General features: G+C 26.7%; 8 protein-coding genes. All 8 read right to left on the bottom strand.

What is annotated here, in order from left to right; translation table 11 throughout:
* Positions 1-724: ATPase, T2SS/T4P/T4SS family (locus Q0F58_RS16410; RefSeq protein ID WP_294378944.1), on the bottom strand; the 724-nt coding region annotated here is incomplete at its 3' end.
* A gap of 27 nt (positions 725-751) precedes the next feature.
* Complete coding sequence (locus tag Q0F58_RS16405) at positions 752-1,207, bottom strand: hypothetical protein (protein ID WP_294378943.1); 456 nt, start codon at positions 1,205-1,207, stop codon at positions 752-754.
* A 19-nt stretch (positions 1,208-1,226) separates the two neighbouring features.
* Positions 1,227-1,712, bottom strand: coding sequence for a hypothetical protein (locus Q0F58_RS16400; RefSeq protein WP_294378942.1), 486 nt, complete (start codon positions 1,710-1,712; stop codon positions 1,227-1,229).
* A gap of 10 nt (positions 1,713-1,722) precedes the next feature.
* On the bottom strand, positions 1,723-2,538 hold the full coding sequence (locus tag Q0F58_RS16395; RefSeq protein ID WP_294378941.1) for an A24 family peptidase: 816 nt from the start codon (positions 2,536-2,538) through the stop codon (positions 1,723-1,725).
* A gap of 84 nt (positions 2,539-2,622) precedes the next feature.
* On the bottom strand, positions 2,623-3,045 hold the full coding sequence (locus Q0F58_RS16390; RefSeq protein WP_294378938.1) for a type II secretion system protein: 423 nt from the start codon (positions 3,043-3,045) through the stop codon (positions 2,623-2,625).
* A gap of 87 nt (positions 3,046-3,132) precedes the next feature.
* A complete protein-coding gene (locus tag Q0F58_RS16385) occupies positions 3,133-3,564 on the bottom strand; it encodes a hypothetical protein (RefSeq protein ID WP_294378936.1) in 432 nt (143 codons plus the stop codon).
* A 10-nt stretch (positions 3,565-3,574) separates the two neighbouring features.
* Positions 3,575-4,381: a hypothetical protein gene (locus Q0F58_RS16380; protein ID WP_294378934.1), complete on the bottom strand. Its 807-nt coding sequence runs from the start codon at positions 4,379-4,381 to the stop codon at positions 3,575-3,577.
* Complete coding sequence (locus Q0F58_RS16375; protein WP_294378932.1) at positions 4,378-6,039, bottom strand: PilN domain-containing protein; 1,662 nt, start codon at positions 6,037-6,039, stop codon at positions 4,378-4,380. Before Q0F58_RS16375 ends, Q0F58_RS16380 begins: the two co-directional genes overlap by 4 nt.
* Between the last annotated feature and the right edge of the window lie 222 nt (positions 6,040-6,261).

Below are 6,261 nucleotides of genomic sequence, written 5' to 3'. Positions count from 1 at the left end.
TATATAATAAAATTCTTCCATCTTGTGATTCTTGCTTTTCTTGATGCATATTTGATATTGCTTTTAATCTTCCTATTATTTGTGCTTGTTTTTCCTTACCGATATTTGCCATAACAAACAATTGTCCATCTATTCTGAAACGTACTCTTACAGAATCAATCTGAGGCTCTATATGAATATCTGAAGCTCTTTTTTCAATTGCAAGTCTTATTATACTATCAACTAAATCTGTTACAGATGCCGTTTCTTCTAGGTTCTCCATTGCTGTTGTTGATACTTCTTCAAATCTTTTAAAATATTCATCAATATTAGTCTCAAATGCCATGTATGGTTCCATTACCAAACCTTTATTTAAAACTAACATTTTAACACTTTTTATATTATCTTTATTATTAGTAACATCTGCAAAAGCTATTTTTATTTTTCCAGATTCTATATCAAATGGAACTGCTTTATAGTTTTTCATCATATCTAATGGTAAATATTCTGTTGGTTCTATTTTTATTTTTTCATCAGTTAAATAAACTCCTTTAACACCTATAATATCCCCAATCTCCATAGCAAGTCTATTTGGTTCTGCAGTCTTTAATATATATAAAATATCACCTAGTCTTTTATTTGGATGTTCAGTTTGATACTGAAGAGCCCTTTCGATTGCATCTCCACTAACTACGCCTCTTCTTACTAATTCTATTCCTAATGGTTGTTTTCTTTTAATTTCCATAACAAATTATCCTTTCTTTGGTTTATCTTACATTTTAACATTTAGTATTGTAGAAAATTTTGAGTTACTTATATTAAAATTTATATTAAGTTTTTTGTCTGTATAATTAAATACATTTCCTGTGGGAGCCGAAATATTTTCACATAAAGTAATTTTCTTTTCAATTTGGTCTCCGACATTTACAAAATATATATTTTTATTTTGACAAATATATTGGTGTTCTGTATTATCACTAAATACAAAAATTATACAGTCTTTTCCATCAGCTCCTGATTTTACATATGCTAAATTATTTGAATTTGCATCTTTTGTTATATATGATAGGAATTTCGAATATTGTTCTTCCGCGTTTTGCTTTATAGATATTTCTGATAAGTTTTGGTTAAAATATCCTAAAAAGTTGCTCATCAAAGCAATTATAATTAATAAACCTATTACATAAATAATCAAAGATGTTAATGTAATACCTCTATTTGATTTCAATTTCAAAGTTCCTTTCTTTTTAAGTATTTCTTGCAATAACACTTATGTCTATATCTTTTACATTATCTCCACATGGATAAAATACTCTAACTTTTACCTGTTTTATATAGTCTTGTTTTTGAGCATCGCTAGGATAATAATTTTTAACTCCAATTTGAATTTGATAATGTTCTCCATTTTCTCCTGTCGTTGTATAATATACATAGCTATACCCTGTTTCTTCTTTATCAGGATTTTTATAGGTTGATGCCTCATATTTTTCCTTTATGTCTGTATTCAGCTCATTTCCAGATGCTGTAATATTACTATAAGCTTCAGATTTTACAATTTCTAATACATTTGTTGCTATATTTACAGCTGTTGATTTTCTTTTTACATCTGCATTTATTTTCTGTATATTATACACTATTCCGAATACTGTTGGTATAAATATTAATATTATTATCATTGATATGGAAATATCTATACCCGCAACTCCTCTATTTTTTTTGAAAAATTTTTTCATTATTACTCCTTTATCCATGATATGTGAAATATAAATTTCCTATATATAGAATTACATTTGTTATACTAAATAAATACCCAAATTTATATAATTCTTCTTTTATGTTTTTTTGCTCTTTTCTAAATTTATTTAAGTTATTTGAAATAGCATAAATTGCTTTTGTTATTCCTATTGCTAAAAATGTTATTATTATTGAAAGTAATGTTGTAATTATCCCTGTGTTTATTATCATTATTACTATTAACATTAGTATTTCCAACATATAACTTGATTTTGCTTTTTGTATTTGTGTTTCACTATCTATAATTAATAATACTATCAATGTGACTAAATACATCACATATCTATAAATACTAGTTTGTCCCATTATGCATAGATATATTATGTAGCTACATGATACCAACAAACCATAGTATAATACTCCTCTTTCTATTTTTCTATATTCTTTGTCTATCCCAGCTATTATGAATATTGAAACTAAATATAAAACAATAAATGTAAATTTAACAATTGCTTTAATATTCAAATCATACGCATTTATTTTTAGGCAATATGCTATAAGTACAAATGCTATTCCCGATAAGATTTCTAATATAAAATATCTTGGTCTTATTTTTTGTTTGCAATTTTTGCATTTGCCTCCTAATAATATGTAACTTAGAACAGGTATTAGTTCAAAAAAGCCTAATTTATGATTACAGTTAGGACAAAATGAATGTGTTTTTATTATATCTATTTTTCTTGGTATTCTGTATACGGCTAGTGTGTAAAAACTGCCGAATAGTGTTCCCATTATGAATATTATTATATATAAGAATGTGTTCATTTGTTTCTTTCCTTTTTTAATAAAAGCATATGCATATAGCATGCATATGCTTTTATTTAATATAGTCTATATTTATTAATAATTTTATTCTGTAAGTGTAGGTACTGCAGATGTTACAGCTCCTGATTCAGCATTTAAATAAACTGTTTGGTTTGAAATTGAATCAGTAATTGTAAAATATGCAGGTGATGTTGAAGCTACAGCTGCAGTAAATGTAGCAGAAGCGTTTACATTTGAACCACCTACTTGATTGATATCTTTTGCTAATTGTGTTGCATCAGCTTCTGTAAGTACTTTCCATCCTTTATTTGTTGTTAAATAGTCTCCTACAACTAATTTAGTCATTTCCTCAAGATTTTTAGCAGAAGATTGTTCCTTTGCATTCTTTGCATTGGTTAATATACCATTATTTCCTGATAACATAGCAATAGAAACTCCTGCTAGAATTAATAGAACTATAATAGTTACAACCAATGCAATAAGTGTTATACCTTTGTTATTTTTCATTAGTTTTCCCCCCTCTCTCTTTTGAATTTTATTTTTTTATTTGTAAATATATTAGCCTGTAGCTAATATAATGTTAATATCTAATAATTATTTAGTACCTTTACCCTTGTAAATACTAGGTGCTGTACTTTCTGTTGATTTATTTGGATTTGTCACTTCATTATTTTGTGTTCCACCATTGCTATTGCTTTCTCCATTGTTGTTATCTCCATCTGTAGATATTGACTTTGATACTGGTGCAAATGGATTTGTTTTTCCCGGAACATATGTATTTGTGCTTTGATATCCACTTAAATCACTTGCTGTTACTTCATATGTTAATATAACATTGTCTTTGTCACTTTTTGTATCGATATTATCATCAAGTAAGTCTTGTATATCTTCTGAGGCTGTATATGTAACAACTTCAGGTACTACCTTTCTATTTGGAATATATCTATACAATGCTATAGCTAAAATTAACATAGTTAATAAACATACAAGCAACATTATGATTATTTCCTTTATAACTTTTGTCATTTGAGCCTCCTTAATTTGTAGCATTTACACTTGTCACATTTGTTTGTGATGAAGCGTTTGTTGTTACTGTTGTAGCACTGCTATTAGTAGTTACTGTTGAATTTGTGTTTGTATTCGTTGTTGAATTTGTTACTGTATTTGTATCAGAACTTGTATTTGTTGTATTATTTGTTGTATTTTCTGTACTATTAGATGAAGTAGTATTACTTGATGTATTTTCACTCGTTGGCTGATCAATTGTTCCAACATTAATTGGTATTTCCTTACACGTAAATGATGCTGACAACATATTATCTTGGTTTCCACTACTCATTTTAAAATCATCAATTTTAAATCCTAATTTAGAATCATTTTCTATTTCATATATAAAATTGGTTATATTTATATATTCGCCTTCTATTGCAAAATTTAAGTTATATAAATTTTGACTAGTTCCACTTGAGACTAAATCTATTTTTATAACAACATTTTCATTTCTTGCATAGTTTCCAAGCTTTGTCCATAAATAATCAATGTCATAGGTTTCTAATTGAGATGCATAGGTAGGATTTTGTGACTTTGATAATATTGCTTGGTTTTCATATTCAGTTTTACTATCTTGTAAGGTATTTGCTGTTTTCTTTAATTTTGATTCGTTATTTGCATATGTAATACTAATTACATTTGATAATTCAGTAATTTTTTGTTCTACTTGGCTATTTTTTTCATCAAGTCCCTTTATTCCTTTTATGTTTAAACCACTTATGCCATTTACCATAAAAAATGCAGAGCCAATTAACAATAAACAAACTAACACACTTATTAAAATTTTTCTCATGGTAATTCTCCTTCTATTTTAACTGTTACTACATCCCCACTTTTTTGGCTGCTAGAAGATACAGCATTATTTAGTATTCCTGAGACCTTTATTTTTGCTATAAAATATCCTAATTGGTCATAATCACTTGCTTGTGCAATAATTGCTATTTGTTTTCCTGTTGTATTTTGAATTGATGTAAGTTGTACTCCTTCTGGAATTGTATACATTATTTGATTTAGCAAATTAGGAATTGAGTTTTTCATTTCTGCAATATTACTTATTTTATCATTGATTGCTTTTAGTTCTTCTGTTAAAGCTGTATATTTTTTGTCTTTACTTGTTAAAGAATCTATATATGTATCAATCTTTGCTACTTGAGCATTTTCAGAAGCTATTGAAAGTTCAACTTCTTCTTGTTTTTTATCCATTTGACTATATAATGTTTTTGAAAATGCAATAAATATAATGTTTATTAGTACTATTGCAATAGCAACCCTAAGTAATATCGTCTCGGTTTGATCTAATTGTCCTTTTAAAGACACATTATCTATAGAAATTTTAGGTAGTTTCTTCGTTGATTTACTATCCTTCTCTTTGCCAGATTCAACTTTCTTTTCTTTTTTATTTCCCAAAGAAATGTCTGTATTTAATACTTGTTTAATTTGGTCCATAAAATTTGGTTTTCTAAAGTTTAAAGACTGCATGCCTTCTCCCAATGATTGCATTGCTAGAGAAATTGCACTATTTACTTCTATATAATCTTTTATATTAATCTGTGTTGCAGTTGATTCGATTATACTTGGTTTTAATATTTTGCAGTCAGATGTTGGCAAGAATTCTTGGAAATATAAATCTACATTATTTATAACTGATAATGTTCCTGTTAAATAAACTGTAGATATTTTTACAGGTGATTCTTCAACTATTTCTTTTACCTTTTGACTTATTTGATATAATGTAGGAACTATATCTTCCAAATGTGGTTGTTCTTTTGAATCATCTATTACATTTGCAGTATAGATTGTTGTTTCTTTGCAAATTTCGTATGCTTTACTCATAGAATTTTCTGTTCTATTTATTTTTTCTAGAACTTCTTGGCTTCCATTATCTATTGTTTCAACATTGTATATTTGTCTGTCATAAATTGTTGTTATGGTTGTTTTTTCTTCCATATTAACAATTAATACATTTTCCTTTTTTTCAAATCTCGTTATACTTGCTATTGCTGTTCCAATTGGCAATATTCCAGATAAATTATGTGATTCTAGATATTGTTTTTGCTTATTTAACTCAATTTTATTTACTATGACCTGAATTGCTTTTATTCTTTCCTTGTTTTGTATATTAGATACTAAAGCATATCTTGTTTCAAATGCCTTTTGGTTATATTTATTTTCATCACAAAATGTTTGAAATTCTGTTTCTACTGTCTTTTGTATATCATTTTTTGAAAGTAGTGCAAAAATGTCATAATATAAGTATCTTTCATTTGCCAGATTTATCGATATTTGTGTATTAAAGCTGTATGTTTCTTCAACTATCTTTTTTATTGCGTCATTCAAATTATCAAAAAATCTTATTCCAAACGCGTCTACTTTAAATGTGTCTCGGTCTTTAGAAACTTTTGCATATTTTATTAAATTGTTTTCTATATATATTCCTAAACAATTTTGCATTTTCTTTACTCCTTGATTTTATTCTCTCTTGTTTTTAATTCATCTTTTTATCACTTTTTATTCTATATGTTTTTTTTTCTAAAATCAATACCTTTGCTTAAAATGTAATATAAATGTAATATTGATGTAATATTATCTTTTTTTGTAATATTTTTTGTAATTTTTGTCCCATTGGGACCGGTTCTTTTTGATGCATTTTGAAAAAATAAATGTCTCCATTTA

The sequence above is a fragment of the uncultured Clostridium sp. genome, assembly GCF_934754915.1.
GTDB lineage: Bacteria > Bacillota > Clostridia > Clostridiales > Clostridiaceae > Clostridium.
Note: the sequence above shows the minus strand (reverse complement) of the source record. Positions and strands in the feature narration are given on the sequence as shown.